This window comes from Desulfosediminicola flagellatus, from assembly GCF_005116655.2.
Classification (GTDB): domain Bacteria; phylum Desulfobacterota; class Desulfobulbia; order Desulfobulbales; family Desulfocapsaceae; genus Desulfopila; species Desulfopila flagellata.
Window position 1 is genome coordinate 4,987,766 of record NZ_CP050698.1, and the last position, 18,974, is coordinate 5,006,739.

The 18,974-nt window shown below is 44.6% G+C and carries 15 protein-coding genes; 9 read left to right on the top strand and 6 right to left on the bottom strand.

What is annotated here, in order from left to right; genetic code table 11:
- Nucleotides 1–640 precede the first annotated feature (640 nt).
- A complete protein-coding gene (eno, locus tag FCL46_RS20720; protein ID WP_136806020.1) occupies nt 641–1,933 on the bottom strand; it encodes a phosphopyruvate hydratase in 1,293 nt (430 codons plus the stop codon).
- A gap of 1,009 nt (nt 1,934–2,942) precedes the next feature.
- Here eno and FCL46_RS20725 point away from each other — a divergent pair.
- The gene (locus FCL46_RS20725) at nt 2,943–3,383 is read left to right on the top strand and encodes an AP2 domain-containing protein (protein ID WP_136806021.1); all 441 of its coding nucleotides are present in this window, start codon (nt 2,943–2,945) and stop codon (nt 3,381–3,383) included.
- A gap of 161 nt (nt 3,384–3,544) precedes the next feature.
- On the opposite strand, the gene FCL46_RS20730 is transcribed toward FCL46_RS20725, so the two are convergent.
- Nucleotides 3,545–3,808, bottom strand: a complete 264-nt coding sequence (locus tag FCL46_RS20730; protein WP_136806022.1) for a hypothetical protein — start codon at nt 3,806–3,808, stop codon at nt 3,545–3,547.
- A gap of 329 nt (nt 3,809–4,137) precedes the next feature.
- On the opposite strand from FCL46_RS20730, the gene FCL46_RS20735 reads away from it, so the two are divergent.
- The 3 genes from FCL46_RS20735 to FCL46_RS20745 all read left to right on the top strand — a co-directional run bounded on the left by FCL46_RS20735 (nt 4,138) and on the right by FCL46_RS20745 (nt 6,943).
- Nucleotides 4,138–4,983 carry a M48 family metallopeptidase gene (locus FCL46_RS20735; RefSeq protein WP_136806023.1) on the top strand — a complete coding sequence of 282 codons (846 nt, stop codon included), beginning with the start codon at nt 4,138–4,140 and terminating at the stop codon, nt 4,981–4,983.
- A gap of 257 nt (nt 4,984–5,240) precedes the next feature.
- Entirely contained in the window at nt 5,241–5,999 is a 759-nt protein-coding gene (locus FCL46_RS20740) for a Mut7-C RNAse domain-containing protein (RefSeq protein ID WP_136806024.1), read from the top strand.
- A 215-nt stretch (nt 6,000–6,214) separates the two neighbouring features.
- On the top strand, nt 6,215–6,943 hold the full coding sequence (locus FCL46_RS20745; RefSeq protein WP_136806025.1) for an SDR family NAD(P)-dependent oxidoreductase: 729 nt from the start codon (nt 6,215–6,217) through the stop codon (nt 6,941–6,943).
- Between the two features lie 108 nt (nt 6,944–7,051).
- Here FCL46_RS20745 and FCL46_RS20750 read toward each other — a convergent pair whose 3' ends face one another.
- From FCL46_RS20750 to FCL46_RS20765, 4 genes are all read right to left on the bottom strand, one after another.
- Nucleotides 7,052–7,588, bottom strand: coding sequence for a hypothetical protein (locus tag FCL46_RS20750; protein WP_136806026.1), 537 nt, complete (start codon nt 7,586–7,588; stop codon nt 7,052–7,054).
- 243 nt (nt 7,589–7,831) lie between these two features.
- Nucleotides 7,832–8,890, bottom strand: a complete 1,059-nt coding sequence (locus tag FCL46_RS20755; protein WP_136806027.1) for a DUF6765 family protein — start codon at nt 8,888–8,890, stop codon at nt 7,832–7,834.
- Nucleotides 8,891–8,974: 84 nt separating this feature from the next.
- Nucleotides 8,975–9,415 (bottom strand): hypothetical protein, encoded by a 441-nt coding sequence (locus FCL46_RS20760; protein WP_136806028.1) that lies wholly within the window; start codon nt 9,413–9,415, stop codon nt 8,975–8,977.
- Between the two features lie 12 nt (nt 9,416–9,427).
- The gene (locus tag FCL46_RS20765) at nt 9,428–11,884 is read right to left on the bottom strand and encodes a pyruvate formate lyase family protein (protein ID WP_136806029.1); all 2,457 of its coding nucleotides are present in this window, start codon (nt 11,882–11,884) and stop codon (nt 9,428–9,430) included.
- 582 nt (nt 11,885–12,466) lie between these two features.
- On the opposite strand from FCL46_RS20765, the gene FCL46_RS20770 reads away from it, so the two are divergent.
- The 5 genes from FCL46_RS20770 (at nt 12,467) to FCL46_RS20790 (ending at nt 18,899) form a co-directional block, all read left to right on the top strand.
- Nucleotides 12,467–13,450 (top strand): mechanosensitive ion channel family protein, encoded by a 984-nt coding sequence (locus tag FCL46_RS20770; protein WP_136806030.1) that lies wholly within the window; start codon nt 12,467–12,469, stop codon nt 13,448–13,450.
- A 368-nt stretch (nt 13,451–13,818) separates the two neighbouring features.
- A complete protein-coding gene (locus tag FCL46_RS20775) occupies nt 13,819–14,871 on the top strand; it encodes a phospholipase A (protein ID WP_136806031.1) in 1,053 nt (350 codons plus the stop codon).
- Nucleotides 14,872–14,959: 88 nt separating this feature from the next.
- A complete protein-coding gene (locus tag FCL46_RS20780; RefSeq protein WP_136806032.1) occupies nt 14,960–16,117 on the top strand; it encodes a radical SAM protein in 1,158 nt (385 codons plus the stop codon).
- A 314-nt stretch (nt 16,118–16,431) separates the two neighbouring features.
- Complete coding sequence (locus tag FCL46_RS20785) at nt 16,432–17,040, top strand: NAD(P)H-dependent oxidoreductase (RefSeq protein WP_136806033.1); 609 nt, start codon at nt 16,432–16,434, stop codon at nt 17,038–17,040.
- Nucleotides 17,041–17,042: 2 nt separating this feature from the next.
- Nucleotides 17,043–18,899 carry a monovalent cation:proton antiporter-2 (CPA2) family protein gene (locus FCL46_RS20790; RefSeq protein ID WP_136806034.1) on the top strand — a complete coding sequence of 619 codons (1,857 nt, stop codon included), beginning with the start codon at nt 17,043–17,045 and terminating at the stop codon, nt 18,897–18,899.
- The last annotated feature ends 75 nt before the right edge of the window (nt 18,900–18,974 follow it).

Genomic DNA, 18,974 nt, shown 5'->3' on the forward strand with positions numbered 1-18,974 from the left:
CACATACTCAAAATCCAACAATTAATAATCATTTCATTGATTTGACAGATTGAATTCGTCCGTGATAATTTAAAGTATCCTGTATCAAGAAAGATGCAGATGCACAGAGCCGCCTGGCTACCCCTCCCGGCCAATCAGTAAAAGGCGGCTCGCTCTTTCTTTCTTCCCCCTCTCCACTGAACACTCTCCGATTGAAAAGTTGACACGTAAACATATTGAGAAAAAGATCTGATCGCGGCTTTTCTGGATGCAAGAGGTATGCTTCAGGAATATGTTTGATTGCACATTATTCACAGCAAATCAAAGCATTGCTGGACAAATAAGCACGATCATATAGTAAACATTGCAATGCATTAATTTTTTAAAATCTCGAAGAGTTTGAGGTTCAGAGCCTTATCGGACAACCTCATAGGAAGCTGATACACTGCATGTATTCAAACTGACCTTGAAGTTTTCTCCCTCTGCTGGCTATGCACTGTGAAAATCATACAGGATTTGGAGTCGAGCATATAAAGAAGAATTGGCGACCACCACACTATGCCCCACTCCTCAGGCACCCCAAATGTGCTCAATGCAGAACAACAACTGGGGTACCTGAGATACTTCAACAAATCGATAAATACCTTATCGTTTAATACACTTACTGCCCTTTAATCTCTTTTCGACCGTTATATGCTGCTGCACCGCCCAGCTCTTCTTCTATTCGGAGCAACTGATTGTACTTGGCAACACGATCAGATCGACAAAGCGATCCGGTTTTTATCTGGCCCGCTGCTGTACCAACGGCAAGGTCAGCTATGGTGGCATCTTCAGTTTCACCACTTCGATGAGATATTACAGCAGTATAGCCAGCTTCTTTAGCCATCCTGATAGCTTCCAGAGTCTCGGTAAGGGAACCGATCTGGTTAAACTTAATAAGAATGGAGTTAGCAACATTGGTCTCAATACCGCGCTTTAAGATTTTAGTGTTGGTTACAAAGAGATCGTCACCAACCAACTGAATTTTGCCGCCAATCTTATTGGTTAGGCTCCCCCAGCCTTCCCAGTCACTCTCATCCAGTCCATCTTCAATAGAAATAATAGGGTATTTTTCGGCCAGTTCTGCAAGATAATCACCAAATTCTTCAGAACTGAAAACCTTTCCTTCACCTTTAAGGTCGTATTTACCATCCTCGTAAAACTCAGATGCAGCACAATCAAGAGCCAGAGTCACGTCTTTGCCCATTGTGTACCCTGCAGCTTCAACCGCCTGAGTAATTACGGCCAGCGCTTCTTCATTTGAAGCTAGATTCGGGGCAAAGCCACCTTCATCACCAACGGCGGTGTTCAACCCTTTGCCACTCAATACTTTTTTAAGATTATGGAAAATTTCAGCGCCCATGCGTAATGCTTCACGGAAATTTGTGGCGCCTACCGGCTGAACCATAAACTCCTGAATATCTACGTTATTATCGGCATGCTCACCACCATTAATGATATTCATCATCGGAACAGGCATGGAATATTTACCCGGAGTTCCGTTGAGCTCTGAAATATGCTGGTACAGTGGAATGTTTTTGTCCATCGCCGCAGCTTTTGCATTGGCCAGCGAAACAGCAAGAATAGCATTGGCACCAAGTTTTTCCTTGTTCTCAGTCCCATCAAGATCGATCATCATTTTATCGATAGCCTGCTGTTCATAAGCATTTTGGCCAATCAGGGCAGGTCGGATCTCATCATTTACAGCGGCTACTGCCTTTAGTACACCTTTGCCCATATAACGACTTTTATCACCATCCCGCAGTTCCAGTGCTTCGCGTGAACCTGTAGATGCTCCAGAAGGTGCACAGGCACGCCCCCACGCTCCTGATTCGAGATAAACATCTGCTTCCACAGTGGGGTTACCCCTTGAGTCCATCACTTCCCGGCCTATAATCTTGCTGATCTTTGACATAACTGTTCCCTCACTATTCATTGTTGCCGCCTTAAACACGGCCGTTACTTAAAAAAGAAAGCCAACCACTGTACTTTGCTCAAACCAGGCTTTCGCCCGACCGACCACATGTCAAAACATGAAAAAGGTACTATTGTGGTATTTGCCTGTACGATAAGAACTTCACTACAATATAGCCAAAATTGCCGTAATGCTACGATATTAAAGTGGTTGATATAAATTTTCACTCAATTCCCATAAGAAATCTACAAAAACCTCAACATTCCACTTGTAAGTAACTCATATAAAACACGCAACTTCAAGCCCTGAGTAGTTATCATTACCTTGTTTTCCCGCCCTAATTCCCTCGAAATTCGTCTCAAATTCAGGCGTTTTCACGCTTCAATCAGACAGTATCTCAGTTACAGAATGATATTACCGTACAAATTGTATCACTTCGCAGGATGGCCAGTTTCCATCCTTACACTATCTCAATACTAAACTGAACAGATGAGACAATAGATCCTACCCCTGCAGAAAGAAACATCTCCTTAACCTTCAGAACGTGATTTATAACCACGATTTATTCTCATTCCAAAAGCCAGTTACACGCTTACTACTTGTCCCCGATTACCAATAACACAGCAGGTAACCACCTACCTATTGCAATGAAATTCAGAACATTATGGAATTCCAATTACATATTCGAAATGTGAATTTCAGCAATGTAATCACCACCACCATACCCAGCACCACAACGTGTGACTCATCTGCTCACTATAACAAACTATAAGAGCACCATGGCTTTTATTTATATAACTGGCACCAAAACTGCAAGTACTACATCAATACGTTATGCAATATAAAGAATTACTCAAATCATCCTGAGTCTTCACTTTTCGGATAACACCAATCACCCATAGGAGGCTGCACTAAATAATGAGGATCATCAATAGTTGTTCCATAGCCGGGGGATTCGGACCTTCGAATGACAAAGATTAACACTATTACAATAAATAAAAGGTATTAAATGAAAGAACTAAATAAACAAAAAATATTACTAGAAAAGCATAAGGACATAGCACGAATCGATCAGGACTCTAAGCGCACTCATGGCTGGTACGTTCGTGTCAGATTCAAAGGCAGGACGCACTCTAAATTCTTTTCTGATATCAAGTGTGGAGGCCACTATTCAAGCCTTCTCTCCGCAATTTCATGGCGCAACGAAACAGAAGTGAAAATTGGTAAAGTTCGTACCAATAAACATATGGTTACTATGACCTCTTCGAAAACCGGGGTCGTCGGTGTCAGGCTGAACGAAAAACTTAATCGTTATGAAGTGAGCTGGGTTACCCATCAGGGCAAGCAGGGCAAAACTTCAGTATCCATAAACAAGCACGGAGAGAAAAAAGCATTTATCAGAGCATGCTCAATACGGCAGGAAAAAGAGCAGAAACGGCTCGAATACTGAACATAGTTTTTAGCTGAATAATGCATGCAAGAGTGTGGGGCGTGTAACACACACCCCACACTCATTTCGCGTAATATGTTCAATGAAGTTTAATTCGGGTGCCATACAAACAGTTTATTGGTCATCCGCAAACTCATCATTGTACGACCACAACTCTCTCTTTATGAAAGTCCCCAAATACCGTAATTGGGTCCGTAGAGATCCCATTCCAACGGTTTTATTGCTATAAGCCATTTATAAAATTTTTCATCAGTCCGACTGCCCTTATACGGAAAGCTCAAATAAAAGCGAGCTGCCTCCCGTGTATTGGGTTTTCTGCTCATTCTCATCTGCGGATTTTCAGATTGTGCTTCGGCGAGTAGTTCCTGGACTTTCTCCAGATCGTGCAGTGGCACAGTGAGAGTGTAGTTGTACTCTTCTTTCATATCTGCCTCCTTGTCACCTTGCTATCGTATACCTCGAAAAAGTGCATTCTCACAAAACACCTTAATTTCGAAAAGTTATCCTTAAGTGATTACGTAACTTTTCGACCAGGCATCAGTCATTTTCCACATCTGCAGTTCACAACTCGATTAAAACAGACATTCTTAACCTGAGAGGTTGAGGCAACCAGTCAGAATAGTATACTATTTCCAGTAGAGATGTCTTCGGCTACAATACTACAAACACCATACACCGTATATATTTCATCACTACCTTATGTGCCTGCGTTTAGACCATATTCACTAATGTGCTTTACAATCCGGAGCATTTCATGAAGCGAATTATACTTATCCTGATGTCATTCATGTTGCTTAGTTCCTGCGAAGACACCAATGTTTTAACCCTGACTGACGCCGCCTCAGATGCCGTCAATGCCATAACCCTCACAGATGAGAGTGTAAGAGATCTTGCCTTGCAGGCCTCAATTGAGGCTGACAGTACGCATCAGGTGGCATCAACATCTAATCAATATGACAAACGCTTACGAAGACTAATCGACACGTACACGACCAGAGACGGCCACCAGTTCAATTTCAAGGTATACCTGACAAAAGATATCAATGCCTTTGCCATGGCAGACGGCACCATTCGCGTCTATAGCGGCCTTATGGATCTCATGAACGATGAAGAACTGCTCTTCGTTATCGGCCACGAGATGGGGCATGTCGTAAAAAAGCATTCACGAAAAAAGGTTGTTCTTGCATATGCCTCAAGTGCCATTCGTAAGGGCTTGGCATCTCAGGAAAATGAGGTTGGTCAGATAGCCCGATCGGTGGTCGGGGCATTTGCACAGCAGCTTACCAGCGCACAATTTTCACAACATGAAGAACGCCAAGCTGATACGTACGGTGTACAGTTCCTTGAAGCAGAGGGCTACGGAAAAGATGGTGCAGTGAACGCACTCGGAAAATTAGCCGATCTCGCCAAACGACACACATTCCTTTCAAGTCACCCCGACCCCGAACAACGAGCCAGACGTATAGCCGATGGCAGCTATGAAAATTCTGAAGACGAACAATCCCTCGCGGCTACACTTTTTGATTATGCAAAAAACATCATCATTACTATCGTGAAGATTCTACTCGCTCTTATAAACTGGGTACTCTCACTCTTCTAAGTCTGGCTACGATTCTTATCCGTCTACTGATCTAACACAACTAACTTTACACCATCCGAGATTTCAGAGACCCATACTATGCTATACTACACTCAGAGGAATCATAACAGTGATGCCCATACCGAAGATGGATTCGATGCCAATCCATCCGTTATGGGTAACGATTATATCATATTATAGGCAGCAGAAAGTCGGAGTTCGCTTCCCACAATGATGTGTCGTGGAACTGGCTCAAAGACTCTCTGTAGTAATAGCATATGACTGAACCTATACTACAGCTACATTTCACAGGTAACCTCAAAGGGTTGCTTCGCAAATCCCGAGAGACAGGCATTGTTTATTATCCACTCAACAGAAGGGCCTCAATAAAAGATATAATTGAAGCTCTTGGTATACCCCATACAGAGGTTGGCAGAATCACCCGGGCAGAAACTGAACTGGGCTTTGATTATTTGCCGGAAAAAGATACGGTTATACAGGTTGCTCCCTTCAATGATGATATTTCTGTCACAATGCCCTCGCTCTTACGTCCGGCACCATTTGCTGACCACACATTTCTGATAGATATAAACGTACTGAAACTCGGTCGTGATCTCAGAATGATCGGTTTTGATGCCACCGATATTACCGGCACTAACCTTCAAACAATTGCACAACAAGCCACTGAAGAGCAACGTATTGTGTTAACCCGCAACAGGGAGTTACTTAAAATCAACGCAATCAATTATGGCCAATTACTGCGTTCAGAAGACCATCAGACGCAACTCGTTGAGGTTCTCGAACGCTATAGACTGTTCACACAGATCAAACCATTCAGCCGCTGCCTCAATTGTAACGGAACTCTAGTAAATGTAGATAAAAACGATATTCTCCATTTACTGGAGCCACTGACAAAGAAATATTATTCAACATTCAAACAGTGCGGACATTGCAATAACGTCTACTGGCGAGGCTCACACCATAAAAAGATGATGCAGCTAATCGATTCTATACAACCAGAATCACCAGAGGTATGAAAAGGCTTTTTGGTTAAAATTTAGACATTAAAAAAATAATACAACCACTACCATAGAGCTGAGACTGCGGTAATTAGTATTTTCAAAATCCCGAAGAGTTTGACCAAGAGGCCAATCTCAAACAGCCTCCCAGCTACCACCCTCATGGCATAGTGACGCCCAAATGTTTATGATATCAGAACAACTTATCACCACAACCATAGAGGATGAGACATATGGCAGATTCCACTCGCAGGCGCGTATTGATTACAGGTGTAAGCTCCGGCTTAGGTGAGGCGTTGGCCACATATTATCTGCAACGCGGCTGGTATGTCTACGGCCTGAGTCGAAGAGTACCGAAAGGCCTCATAGATGATGAAAATTTCAGGTTTGTCTCCGTTGATCTATCAGCATTTGAATCGGTTGTACTCGGGATTAGAGAGCTGATCGATGTAAAATCGCTTGATCTGGTTATTCTCAATGCAGGCATTCTTGGAAGTTTTGGAGATATGGTTGACGCTTCGCTGGAAACCCTGCACGAAGTAATGGACGTTAATCTTTGGTCGAACAAACTCATCATCGATTTTTTTGTTCAGGAAGAAATTGCAGTACAACAGATTGTAGCCATCTCTTCAGGAGCTTCCACCAGCGGTGCACGTGGCTGGAACGGCTATGGTATTTCAAAAGCTGCGTTGAACATGATGATAAAACTGTATGCTGCGGAACTTCCTGATACACATTTCACAGCCCTTGCACCAGGCCTAATCGACTCCCCCATGCAGGAAGATCTATGCAGCCAGGATAACTCCCCTCACTATCCGACACTTAACCGAATTAAATCCAGTCGCAATACAGATGCCATGCCGCAACCGGATAAAGCTGCCAAAACTATTGCACAACGCATTAGCAACCTTCCTGAAACGGTGAAGAGCGGTGAATTTATGGATATCAGGAAAATGAAGTGATTTTTCACTCATAGAGATACAAGCCATACTGCCGAAGTAAACTACCTCAAATGGATTCTACCTCAACCTACGGATATTGTATTAATCAGAAAGGCGGGTCAATCCCAGCTACTTTTCGGTCCCCCGCTCTCTGTAATCATTATTTTCAGGCTCACTGCTATCAGTTGCCAGTTCAACTTGTCCAGAAACAGTATAAACCGTTTTTTCCTGTTGATATTGACTGCCTGATGATTCGACTTGAATAGTTACATCAGGTGTGGATTCAGTCGCCACGTCGGATTCCTTGAGCGAAGTATAGCTTTCCGCCACCCTATCCCTGCGGATATTTTCAGATGTCAGATACGTGCGTTTTTCAACTACTTCTCCCAGAATATCATAGTCTATCTCAATGATTCGTGTAGTTTTTCCCTCCGCATCTTTTGTATATATCCGATGTGTTATTTCCTGAGTTTCTTGTATCGAATCAGTATGCCGTTTTTTTTCGCCAGAGTTCACTTCTGAAGATGTTGGCTGCTCGTCCCCAACCACACGAACATCGCCGATTATCAGTTGCTCGCTCGCAACAGGCTGTGAATCTGCAGTTTCTTTTGAAAAGGAAGGGGAGCCTGATAAAGCAATCATCATAATGAGAAAGATCAAATGCATAGACACCCCCAAGCAGATCTCTAAAGGATCAAGACATATTTACGAGCTGATTATATCTACAAATGCATGATATCAAATGGTCGACTGGCCTTGCAAGTGAGCACCTGCAAAGCAAAGGCGAAGAAAGAAAACCCAATTCCACTCTACTTTCGAAACATATACGGCCATGATGCTGTAGTAAACTACGGCATCATGGCCTCTATTACAGGTGAAACACTGCTACACACACGGGATACTGGTTAGTTAGGCAGCACATATGGAGTATCGTGGTAACAAATCATGAATGACATGAAATCTATGCGCTTGAAGAGCGTCGTGGAAAAGCTTCCAGTTAGAAGTAAGAAAATTCTCATTATAACTATGTACCCGCATGTCAAAGCTTGAGCCGATTGCCTGCTCCTTCCATGAGCTTTTTCCTTTTGCCGTATATGCGACATCTTCTCCGCCAAAACTAAAATAACCGTCACGAATTGCATGCAGCCAGATCACATGACGTTTGTTCCCATCTTTGTCCGGATGACGCAGGAACAGTTTTCGGATCTTTTCCATATCACCTAATGCAATTCCATCAACTTGAGCATCAGGGTCACCAAAACGATATCTCTGCATCGCTTTACACATCTCATCCGCGGCGTCGCAAAACAGGTCGGTATTGTTTCGTCGTACTGTCTCATTTTTATGATTTTTGTACTCCCATTCAAGAAATGGCATGTCAGGGAGAACATTTGCACGACCGTGCCCTAATGGCGGGATGGTATCATCCATCACCTCAAGCAACAGAGTCTTCAAACAACTGCCAAAAACCCTTGAATCACTGATTTCATTCGCGTTTTCAACCTCATTCACCGGATGCAGCACTCCTGCAAATCCTTCATGGGCATAGGTATCGGCAAACACATGCATAGCAACCCCCAGCCTGTGCAGACCATAGGCCTTTCCCTTTTCTTCAATGGTGTTTCTCACCATGTCTCTGGCAATATGGCTGTTATGTACACAAACAATTTTTTCAATAAATTCTCCTCTCGGGTTTTCCCCGGCCTTTTTGTCGCCGTTGCCGGGCAGGAAATGAAAAGGAATCCAGACAAGATGATTAGCCAGCTCTTTTGCGTTACGCTTATCAATCATTTTATGCGCCGAGTTGATACGACTGTACATAGCTTTATTATCGAAATGTACCGTTCCGCGACTAATTGCATCATCAACATACTGAGCTGAGTAGGCGACAATATCGGCCTCTGCTTGAGAAAAACCAGCAAGTCGTGCTACCACATACGTTGTTCCATGATGAAAATCTATTTGCATGACGTATCCTCCCAAAGTGTTGCCCCCACCTCTTTTGGAGCAACTTCTACTCGTTTTACAACAGCTCTGTTTCAACGACAGGGTTTAAACAGGCTGCAGCATGAGTTGAAGCTTTTTGGCCAGATAACCAAATCTATACAGATAATTGAGATTACCATCCGTCTTTACATCCTGGGCGAGCATTGATCCCAGAATGTCCTGCTTCGGAGCCAGCAAAAATTTAAATAAGGTCTTACCATCCCGGAAGGTAATAGTAATATCCGGATGAGTAATTTTGGTTTCCGTCACCCGCATGCGGCCATTGCTAAACACCGCTGCCATAGACATAACTCCATCGGCACTGGTGAATTGGTAACTGCCATCAAATTTGCGGATTGACTCCCGGTAATCCGGCAGAATGATAAAGGCCATGCGCATTGCCTTAAGCAGCATTTCCAGAAATCCTTCCGCCGCCTCACCTTCAACGGCCTGCTGTATATTCTCCCAGAGTCCTTCCAACCCTTTTTCTGCTAAATGTATTGTCATGTGACCACCTCTCTATCTGTTTTCAGGAAGGGGAACAGCGTGACCGGACCCGAGATTATATTGCGTGCGTGTAATAAGCTCTTCTTTCATAGCCGGATTAAGCGCATTAAATTTTGCCGAATACCCGGAGACCCGCACTATAAGCTCTGGATATAAATCTGGATTCTCTTTGGCCTCCCGAAGCATTGCATAATCCATGATATTAAACTGCACCTGCTGGCCGCCTGCTCTGAAATATGCATCAATCGTCTGGCCGAAATGAACTGCCATCGCCGCCGTATCTGCTTCCGGCGAATACTTGATATTCAACGCCCAGCATCCGGGTACCTGCTCGCCACCAAGTTCTGCCACAGAATTGAGACACGAAGTAAGTTCAGGTGCCACACCGGAAACCGGGGTAATGCCACTTGAAAACAGTTCATTGCTCCTACGACCATTGGGAGTCGCACCTGTGACTTTACCCAAACCTGCATGGTTGGTCATGGTCCAGTAAGCCGGACGGTATTTGCCCCCCCGATAATTGGTAAATGACTGGTATTTCTGATAGAGATGTTCAATAATATCTGCAGCATTTTTTTGAGCTACCGGGTCTTCTGTACCAAATTTCGGCCCCTTATTTCGTAATTTCAAACGGATAAGCTCACCTTCATTTCCGCTGAAATCATTTTTTAAAGCAGCAACCATTTCAGCCGGACTCATTCGTTTATCTGCGAAAACTACCGTTTCGATGGCGCTCAGCGAATCTACAACATCGGCAAAACCAATATGAGTAGCTCCTGAGGAATTATAGACAGCACCACCCCGAATAAGATCCCGCCCCTTTTCCATCGGTCCTTCAAAAAATCCGGAGAGCAATGGGGAAGGCATCATCTCCTGATGTACCAGCCCCAGATATTCGTTGGTCTGAACCGCCTGCTCAATAAGCCAGTCCACCTGTGTGAAAAACGCTTCTTTGAACTCTGCAAAGCTTTTCATTTCAGAGGCAAACACCGTTTCGGGGCCGATCTGTTTATTTCCGGTTATTGGTCGTTTGCCCCCATACAGTGCCATTTCAAGCGGTGCTGTGAGGTTCAGCATGATTGATGATGATGACGGGTAATCCCGGCCACTGCTTGCCAACTCCACACATCCGATAACAGCATAATCACGAGCATGTTCAAGCGATTCCCCCTGCCCCATCAGCGCCTCAATATTTTTCACATCATTAAAAAAGGCCGGGATAGCACACGTGTTTATGATAGTTTCAGAAACACTCTGCCGCCACTCTGGAGGATTCTTTTCGTAGTGATAGCGGGCGTTAACATTTGGATCAGGGGTTTTGAGAAGCTCAGTTACCCGCAGCATAATATATGACAAATCATTAACGGCATCTTCACCTGCGCTATCTACTCCACCAAGAGTAATCGCCGGAACTGTCCCTGCCCCACCGAACATCTCTTCTGATGCCTCAGGAACCATCGCCACATTGTCAGAAAGCTTCAGCCACAGACAACCAATAAGTTCTATGGCCCCAGCCACATCAAGCGTACCGTTCTCAATATCTTTTTTGTAATAAGGATATAAGATCTGATCAAGCCTGCCGGGACTCATAGCCATATTGATATTTTCTGCATGAATGCCTACCTGGCAGATCCAAATGGCATTCACTGCCTCTCTGAATGTACGGGCAGGAGAAGCTGGAATCCTGCGGCAAACTGCTGCAATATCTGCATACTCCTGTTGCTTTTCAGGATCCTCTATTGATAGCGCCAGATATTCTGCTTCCGCTGCCAGATTTTCAGCGTATTCGATGATTCCCTTTAATGAAATTTGCACAGCTTTATAGAAATCCGCCTGCGCTTCACTTTCATCATCACCACTCTGTGATGCCCGTGTCTCCAGGTCTGCCGCTTCGCGAATCAAGCGCGTCAATCCTTTTTCGAGCATCGGAGCGTATGTGGGAACGCAATGAGAGATACAGCCCGCCTTACCTGCAATGAAAAAGACCAGGCTTTCAAAGAGCTTTATACAATCAGGATTATTAAACCGCTTGCGGGCGACCTCAAGTACATTTCTATCCATCCAGAAAGGAAAAATAGCCCGGTCCAGCTCAGTTGCATCAGCTTGTGAAAGAATTTGCGGATTTTTCTCTCTGGTGGAGACCGTTTCCAGCTCAGGCCAGAGAGTAAGAGCGAAGAATTCAGGGAATAAGGGTGCACCGAGTGGTTTTGAAGTAGTTGATCCGGCAAGAAGGTTATCATCGTGAAAAACAGCGCGTTTTTTCTTAAGAAAGTGACGCACTTTCTTTGCCTGCCTTACCTCTGGAGAGTCCTTTTGATCGTCGAGATACTTCAGATATTTCGTAACATATCGAGCCCTTTCAATACATATTTCAGGTTGTAAGGAGAATGCCCGGCTACGCAGTTTTGCCAGTCTTGGCAGAGTATCCAGCGTGTATTGCTGCAACCTGATATCATCGAGAGTTACCATTTTTCACCTCCTGATTACCGGGGAACAGCATGCCCCGGTCGGATAATATTGCAGGAAGGCTCGCGCTACGCCTCCACCCCTTAAAGTTGGAGTAATTACATCCCAAGTATAGCTCTGCAGACCCACATTAACCTGACCTTTTCCCGTGACCAGTAGCGGGGCAATTTCCCATGTGCTAACAAGATGTAGACCTCTTCGACCCTTTAAGGCTTTTGTATCGTGTGCGTATTGAAACCCTCCTTCCTGCAATCGAAAACATAACGATGCGCCAGAATGTCAGGCGTTTTTTTGAATATTCTATTATAAGAGTTTATCATACAGGCATATAGATCAAAACTATCATCTGCAGCATTCGAGTGTCCTGGTAAACCCACAATGCCTCAGCAGATCTGGTTATGATCGCTCCGTATACGTATATTTTACCACAAATAGCACGAGAATAATATTCATTCTCTTCCTTGCAACACTCTTGTCAATACGGTATTTTCATGTATTATTTTTTGTTTTTACACACTTTTTTATAATATTTTATCTTTTTTTATTATTTTGTTTTCCACATCTCAGGCGATCCAGGAGGATTACATGTCTAAAAAATTTATATGCATAGTAATTTCTGTCTTTCTTTTCACCGCGCTGGCGCTTCCTGTTGTTGCTGCAGAGACAGCTGAAGATGCGGCTCAGGCAACAGAGGCAACTGAACCCACCAAAAAAATCATTGATCTTTCAGATCCTGAAAAGACCCTCAACCCTGACACATACATACAACTCCTTGACACTGCCAAAGAGTGGCTGCTAACCAACGGGCCCAGCATCATTATTGCAATCATTATTCTGATTGTCGGACGCTGGATTGCCATGTGGTTTGCCTCAGTCGGAAAGAAAGCGATGGTAAAAGGGAAAATTGATATAACCTTAGCCAGTTTCTTGAGTAAGCTTATCTACTATGCACTGCTTGCAGCAGTCGCAATTGCTGCAGCCGATCAGGTAGGAATTAAAACGACTTCCTTTATCGCGATTTTCGGTGCAGCAGGTCTGGCTATAGGCCTGGCCCTGAAAGACTCACTTTCAAACTTTGCCTCCGGAGTTATGCTTATCCTCTTTCGTCCGTTTAAAGTAGCCGATGTAGTAACAGCTGGCGGAGTGACCGGAAAGGTTCAGCAGATCGATATATTCAGTACAATTATACTCACCGCTGACAACCAGAAAATCATTGTGCCTAACAGTGGGATTACTTCCGGCGTAATCACTAACGTTAACGCAGAACCCACCCGCCGAATTGACCTGGTTATAGGAATTGGCTACGATGATGATATTCGCCTGGCAAAAACTACACTCGAATCGATTATCCAGGCTGATGATCGTATTCTTGTTGATCCTGCACCCACCATAGCTGTCGCTGAACTGGGTGATTCAAGCGTAAACCTGATTGTTCGTCCGTGGGTTAAAACACCAGAATACTGGGATGTTCGACTCGCCCTAATTGAAAACATCAAACTTACTTTTGATGAAAAAGGGATATCCTTCCCGTATCCTCAGCAAGATGTTCATATGCATCAGGTTTCATAAGCTTCCTAAGAAAACGCCCCTATCTCAATAGTGAATCCACCAGGATAGATTATTTTTCAGTTCTTCTATCCTGGTGCTTTTAGTTTTCTCCGCATCCGCCTTGCGAGGATTTTGTCTACATTCCAGCCATATAACAAATATATCTATCAAGTCTCCTTTCAATCCAACCACCCGCATACAGCATAATGCGCATTTCCAGTTGTAAAAACAGTTGTCTACTTCGAAAAGAACACCTATCATGAGACTATTCTATAATAAACCAGCAAGTAACACGTCTCCTTTTAAAACGACAATCATATCACCCAACAGGCAAATCCATCACGCCCAACGTGTGTGACAGGGTTGAATTTTATTAACAGGACCCCACCATGAAACAGATACATTCAATACGACCACTCACTGCTTTCAGGCAAATCTCAACTACTCTGTTGATTAGCTGCTTTCTGATTCCTGCCGTACAACCTGCACTGGCAGCGCCGAACTCTATTCAATCGTGCATTGAGGAAAAGTTCCAGTCTGCACCGGACTCTATGACCATGGGTGAGATTCGCTCTGCATGTCAATCACAGGCAACAGCAGAACAACAACCAATAGCCGAAGATTCAACACAGCCCGGCGCTATTGAAACACGCATTCAGATGGACAGGGAAAACGTCTTAAAACCCTTTACCATCATGTCTCACAAGCAAAACTATATACTCCTGGGTGCCTACAATTTTAAGGGATACAATTCAGAGGAATTTGAAACTGCCTTTGACAAGGATTCGATCGATCTGGATGATATCGAAGCACAATTTCAGCTGAGCATAAAAACACCGCTTGCTGTTGATATCTTTAAAGATGGCATCAGCCTCTGGTCTGCCTATACAGTACGATCTTTCTGGCAGGTATATAACAATGACATTTCATCACCGTTCAGGGAAACCAACCATGAACCGGAAGCGTGGGTCCAGTTTATTCCTGATTTTGATATATTAGGTTTTAGCACCACTGCCGGAGCGGTCGGAATTGTTCACCAATCCAATGGTCAAGCCGGCAATCTCTCACGCAGTTGGAATAGGGTCTATGCTTCCCTTGTCCTGGAAAAAGGCAACTTTGTCATCGCCTTTAAACCCTGGTTCAGGATAGAAGAAGATTTCGAAGATGATGATAATCCTGATATCACAGATTTTCTTGGTCATGGTGAAATCAGGATGGCATACAAATACAATGATCATGTTTTCACTCTTATGAGCCGTAACAACCTTGAATCCGGCTTCTCCCAGGGCGCAGTTGAACTTGGCTGGAGTTTCCCCATCTACAACTTTCCTTACCTCAAGGGATATGTCCAATATTTCTCTGGATATGGAGAGAGCCTGATAGACTACGACGAGTATGTGAACAGGTTGGGCGTAGGATTGCTCTTGACAGATTTATTGTGATAAACATCATATCTAAAGTTTATAGTATTATATCTTACTTTAATTTGATGTATAGCAACTCCTGCCGGAATAATTAACGGATGTCGAAATGAAGGTTGAGGAAACGTACAACGGTTTTGAGCAGGGGCCGATCCGCCCGCCCAGTGAAGCAGAAAGCCTGCTAATCCGCATAACCAGAAATTGCCCATGGAATTTCTGCACTTTCTGCCCTGTCTACAAAGATCAGCAATTCAGTCTGCGACCTGTTGACCATGTATTAAAAGATATCGACACCGTTCACGCCTACGTCCGTGCGATCACCGAAGCACGTGAGTCAGGCCGTAAATTCTCAAGACGTGATATTTACAGTCTCGCACCATCTGGTAGTAACGAGGAAGATCTTCACGCCTTACATGCCGCCTACCAGTTTATCGCTGGCGGCATGAAATCGATTTTTCTGCAGGACGGTAACAGCCTGATCATCAAACCGGAAAATCTTATCCGTATCCTTCGTCATCTTAAACACACGTTTCCGATGGTGGAACGAATAACCTCCTATGCCCGCTCACACACCATTGCCAAAATCAGTGATGAACATCTTGGATTAATGGCAGATGCCGGATTAAACCGTATTCACATAGGCATGGAATCGGGCTCTGACACGGTACTCAAGCAGGTGAAAAAGGGGGTTGATAAAGCAACCCACATTGTCGCCGGGCAAAAGGTGAAGCGCGCCGGCATGGAGCTCTCAGAATATTACATGCCCGGCCTTGGCGGCAAAGCCCTTTCCCGCGAAAATGCCCTTGAAACAGCCGATGCCTTAAACCAGATTAATCCAGACTTTATTCGCCTGCGCACCCTCGCACTGCCACGGAATACGCCACTCACTGAACAATTTAACGCTGGTAAATTTGACAAGATGGGTGAAGTGGCAACAAGCGAAGAACTTCTGCTCTTTCTGGAATCACTTGAAGGTATAACCAGTACAGTTCGCAGCGACCACATGCTCAACCTGTTCCCGGAAGTGGATGGAACTCTCCCTGATGATAAAGAGAAAATCATTCAACCTGTAAAAGATTTTCTTACTCTTAGCCCCGAAGATCAGATGATATTCTGCATCGGCAGACGTACTCACCGGATATCCCGTTTTTCCGATCTGCAAAATGAGATTCAACGTGACTATGCTCTGCAGATGTGCTCTGAACTTGGAGCGACGGTTGAAAATATGGATAATGTTATCGAAGCATTGATGCAACGTTTCATATAAATAGTGCCTGAACGAAAACCTGCATTTTTTCAATCTCAAGGCGGCCGATAATTTTAACCGAAAGAATACATTACGTATCTCGGAGTCTCGTACCTCGCTTACCGGGAGTCTCGTACCTCGCTTACCTGAGGGTTAAAATTTGAGACCAACAAAGAAATTGGGGAAATTGGCGGTTTTCAGTCGGGTACTAAATAGAGTATATTCGCAGATAATTTCTCAGGCACAGGCTTGCTTACCAGTCTTCAAACATATTGATATTCAATATATACCCACCTTTTACCATACTCCTGCTGCAGGAGAATTCACGCGCTACCATGAAGAAAATACTTATCATCTTTGCTCATCCGGCTATTGCACGTTCAATGATCAACAGCGCAATGAGGGATGCTGTTACAGATCTTGAAGCTGTAACATTCCATGATCTCTATGCCAGCTATCCAGATTTTTTAATTGATGTTACGTATGAGCAACAGCTGTGCGAAGCTCATGATATCATTATCTTTCAGCATCCGTTTTACTGGTACTCTACTCCTGCAATCATGAAAGAGTGGATGGATCTGGTACTTGAGCATGGCTGGGCCTACGGCAAACATGGTCACGCCCTTGAAGGCAAAGTCTTTCTTCAGGCACTTACAGCCGGAGGTGATGATGCCGCATACCAGCGGCATGGCTCAAACACATTCACCATCAATGAACTCACCAGCCCGTATCGTGCCACAGCAAACCTTTGCAGAATGGAGTGGCTACCACCATTTGCCATTTTGGGTATTCACCGTGGCCTACCTGAGAAGACCATCCGCGACCATGCCAGACTGTATCGCAATACTGTTATTGCACTACGGGATGACACCCTGGACATATCCGCAATACAACAACAACCATACCTTAACATTGACCTCAGCACCTCAGGCAAAATAAATTAATCATGGAACATTTTCTTCTTCAGCTCTTTATCTTTCTCACCGCAGCGGCAATAGCCGTGCCCCTTGCAAAAAAATGTGGTCTCGGGTCAGTCCTTGGATACCTCATTGCGGGCATTATAATCGGGCCGTTCTGCCTCTCCCTTATTGGTGACATTGAAGAGGTGATGCATTTCACAGAATTCGGTGTTGTCATGATGCTGTTTCTGGTTGGTCTCGAACTTAAGCCATCCCTGCTCTGGAAGATGAAAACCCCGATACTCGGCATGGGCGGTTCACAGGTTGTGCTGACAAGTATACTGATAGGCGGGATCGCATCCATGTTTCTGCCCTGGCAACAGGCCGTTGCGGTTGGCTTGACGGTATCTCTTTCGTCCACGGCAATCGTCTTGCAAACCCTTCGAGAAAAGGGACTTATGAACACCTCTCCCGGGAGATCGGTCTTTTCGGTACTGCTCTTTCAGGATCTTGCGGTAATTCCCATGCTGGCTGTATTGCCACTGCTTGCAACATTAACATTGCAGGATAGCGGCCATCATGGATCCGTTTTTTTTGATATAACAACCCTACCCGGTTACCTGCGTATTCTTGTTACCCTGCTGGCCATTCTCTTTGTCTTCCTGCTTGGTAAATTCGCCAGCCGTCCAATTTTCAGAACGATTGCCGCAACCCGCGTTCGCGAAATATTTGTTGCAGCTGCACTGGCCCTGGTAGTCGGCATATCTCTCTTGATGAGCGCCGTCGGTCTCTCACCAGCACTTGGAACATTTCTTGCGGGTGTTGTATTGGCAGACAGCGAATACCGTCACGAACTCGAAAGCGATATAGAGCCATTCAAGGGTCTGCTGCTTGGCATATTTTTTATATCAATCGGGGCCAGTCTCAACTTCACCCTGATTGGTGATAAAATTTTACTGATTGCAGGGCTGGTTACCGGCCTCATCGCCATAAAACTGTTTGTCCTGATGATTACAGGAATGTTCTTTAAAATGCCCAAAAGTGAGCGATGGCTTTTTGGTCTGGCACTTGCCCAGGGAGGAGAGTTCGCTTTCGTATTATTCCAGGTTTCAAAAGTAAACGGTGTACTGCCCGCCGAAACTATCGAGCCACTCATTTCTGCTGTGGCCATCTCAATGTTTCTGGCACCACTGCTGTTTCTACTCCATGAAAAAGTCATCGCTGTACGCCAGGGTGATGCTGTTCCTCCAAAAGACGCTGATCAGATCAGCCATAAAGAGCACAGGGTTATCCTTGCCGGTTTTGGCCGTCTGGGCACTGATCTTGGCAGATTTTTGATTTCAGCAGGTATCAAGCCCGTCATACTCGATCATGACGCTGCCAATGTTGATATTCTCAGAAAATTCGGTTTTGAGGTGTATTATGGTGATATCACCCGCCTTGACCTGCTTGAAGCGGCCGGGGCAGCAGAAGCTGAACTAATCATCATAACAATGGGCAATATTGACAAGAAGCGCGAACTCATTGAACTCATCAAAAAACACTACCCTCATCTCAAAATTGCCGTAAATGCTAAGGACAGATCAGCAACATACGAACTGATGGACCTGGGAATTACCACCATCCGCAGAGAGACTTTCGGCAGCGCTCTCGCCCTTGGCCAGGATGCACTGAAACTTCTCGGCACCGATCCCTATGAAGCGTATAAACTCATGCGGATCTTCAGGAAAAAAGATGAAGACACCCTCCCCGAGCTTTACAGTATTCACAGGGAAGATCAGGCAAACTACATCTCAATGTATCAGCAGCATAACGCAGATCTAGAAAAATTAATGTCAATGGACCTGGAAGAAGATATGGAAGAACTCGATAGGGCCTGGAGTGGCGGTAACCCTTCAGCGTAGATAGCATTCTACCTATAAAACGGCCTAAACTGATGAAAAACACCGTTATAGCTCTATCTGATTACCACCGAAACT

Excerpts from the sequence above, each read along its gene's own strand:
- eno (WP_136806020.1), bottom strand. The coding sequence starts at position 1,933 with ATGTCAAAGATCAGCAAGATTATAGGCCGGGAAGTGATGGACTCAAGG.
- FCL46_RS20725 (WP_136806021.1), top strand. The coding sequence starts at position 2,943 with ATGAAAGAACTAAATAAACAAAAAATATTACTAGAAAAGCATAAGGAC.
- FCL46_RS20730 (WP_136806022.1), bottom strand. The coding sequence starts at position 3,808 with ATGAAAGAAGAGTACAACTACACTCTCACTGTGCCACTGCACGATCTG.
- FCL46_RS20735 (WP_136806023.1), top strand. The coding sequence starts at position 4,138 with ATGAAGCGAATTATACTTATCCTGATGTCATTCATGTTGCTTAGTTCC.
- FCL46_RS20740 (WP_136806024.1), top strand. The coding sequence starts at position 5,241 with ATGACTGAACCTATACTACAGCTACATTTCACAGGTAACCTCAAAGGG.
- FCL46_RS20745 (WP_136806025.1), top strand. The coding sequence starts at position 6,215 with ATGGCAGATTCCACTCGCAGGCGCGTATTGATTACAGGTGTAAGCTCC.
- FCL46_RS20750 (WP_136806026.1), bottom strand. The coding sequence starts at position 7,588 with ATGCATTTGATCTTTCTCATTATGATGATTGCTTTATCAGGCTCCCCT.
- FCL46_RS20755 (WP_136806027.1), bottom strand. The coding sequence starts at position 8,890 with ATGCAAATAGATTTTCATCATGGAACAACGTATGTGGTAGCACGACTT.
- FCL46_RS20760 (WP_136806028.1), bottom strand. The coding sequence starts at position 9,415 with ATGACAATACATTTAGCAGAAAAAGGGTTGGAAGGACTCTGGGAGAAT.
- FCL46_RS20765 (WP_136806029.1), bottom strand. The coding sequence starts at position 11,884 with ATGGTAACTCTCGATGATATCAGGTTGCAGCAATACACGCTGGATACT.
- FCL46_RS20770 (WP_136806030.1), top strand. The coding sequence starts at position 12,467 with ATGTCTAAAAAATTTATATGCATAGTAATTTCTGTCTTTCTTTTCACC.
- FCL46_RS20775 (WP_136806031.1), top strand. The coding sequence starts at position 13,819 with ATGAAACAGATACATTCAATACGACCACTCACTGCTTTCAGGCAAATC.
- FCL46_RS20780 (WP_136806032.1), top strand. The coding sequence starts at position 14,960 with ATGAAGGTTGAGGAAACGTACAACGGTTTTGAGCAGGGGCCGATCCGC.
- FCL46_RS20785 (WP_136806033.1), top strand. The coding sequence starts at position 16,432 with ATGAAGAAAATACTTATCATCTTTGCTCATCCGGCTATTGCACGTTCA.
- FCL46_RS20790 (WP_136806034.1), top strand. The coding sequence starts at position 17,043 with ATGGAACATTTTCTTCTTCAGCTCTTTATCTTTCTCACCGCAGCGGCA.